This window comes from Telluribacter roseus (assembly GCF_017355915.2).
In the GTDB taxonomy this organism is placed as follows: Bacteria; Bacteroidota; Bacteroidia; order Cytophagales; family Spirosomataceae; genus Telluribacter.
Genome location: NZ_JAFEUV020000038.1, coordinates 1 through 1,035 on the forward strand (window position 1 = coordinate 1; position 1,035 = coordinate 1,035).

3 protein-coding genes are annotated in these 1,035 nt (G+C 53.7%); 2 read left to right on the top strand and 1 reads right to left on the bottom strand.

Annotated features, from left to right (window positions below; all coding sequences use genetic code 11):
• Positions 1-410: transposase (locus tag JTN23_RS25730; protein ID WP_247237998.1), on the top strand; the 410-nt coding region annotated here is incomplete at its 5' end.
• Positions 411-451: 41 nt separating this feature from the next.
• Here JTN23_RS25730 and JTN23_RS25735 read toward each other — a convergent pair.
• Positions 452-610, bottom strand: a complete 159-nt coding sequence (locus JTN23_RS25735) for a hypothetical protein (protein ID WP_247237999.1) — start codon at positions 608-610, stop codon at positions 452-454.
• A gap of 234 nt (positions 611-844) precedes the next feature.
• Here JTN23_RS25735 and JTN23_RS26060 point away from each other — a divergent pair.
• A partial coding sequence (locus tag JTN23_RS26060) for a DDE-type integrase/transposase/recombinase (RefSeq protein WP_409049475.1) occupies positions 845-1,035 on the top strand: 191 nt, incomplete at its 3' end.

Genomic DNA, 1,035 nt, shown 5'->3' on the forward strand with positions numbered 1-1,035 from the left:
AAATAGCGATACAAAAAAGTATTGTTATGAAAGCAGAGAAGAAGTATGTCAAGCGGAGTCAGAAGGATTACACTACGAGCTTCAAGCTTGCGGTAGTCCGAGAAATTGAGCGAGGCGAGATTGCCCGGGGCGAAGCTCAGCGAAAGTACGGGATCCAGGGCCATGCCACCGTGCAGACGTGGCTGCGAAAATATGGTAACTTTGATTGGGAGAACCAAACATCGTCCACTATGACTAAGACACCCGAACAAAAGATCATGGAACTGGAAGCGAAGGTAAAGCTGCTGGAAAAGCAGAAGGCACAGCTGGAGCACCAGGCAACGGTTTCGGAGAAAAAGGCCATCATGTTTGACATGATGATAGAGCTGGCCGAGAAAGAGTACCACATTGCCATCCGAAAAAACTCATGACCCGGACAATCGATCAATTCAAGGACCAGCATGCCGAAACACTACGTTTCGCCTGTCAGTTGTTCGGGGTGGAAAGACAGGTGTACTATCGGGCTATCCGAAGGAGCCGGCAGAAAAGGGACACAGCCGGCCAGGTAGTAGCTTTGGCGAACGGGGTGCGTACGACCATGCCCAGAATCGGGTCGAAGAAGCTGTACCATCTGCTGAACGACAAGCTAAGGGGGCTGAAAGTGGGCCGGGATAGGTTCATTGCGATTCTCAGGGCCAACCACCTCTTGGTCCGGCCCAAACGCCGGTTCCATGTCACGACCAACTCCTACCACCGGTTCAAAAAGCACAAGAACAGGCTCCCCGGCCTGACGATCAACAGGCCTGAGCAGGTGTGGGCGGTCCGCCGCGCGGTTGCCGATATCACGTACATCGGCAGTAGCACGATGCCCTGCTACCTGAGCCTGATCACGGACACCTACTCCAAAAAGGTGATGGGCTACTTTGTGGCGACCGACCTGACCACCAGAAGCAGTGTTAACGCCCTGAGGATGGCCCTCAAACAGAGGGTGGACAAGAAGCTCGAGCTGATCCACCACTCTGACAGGGGGATACAGTACTGTGCCGACCAGTATCA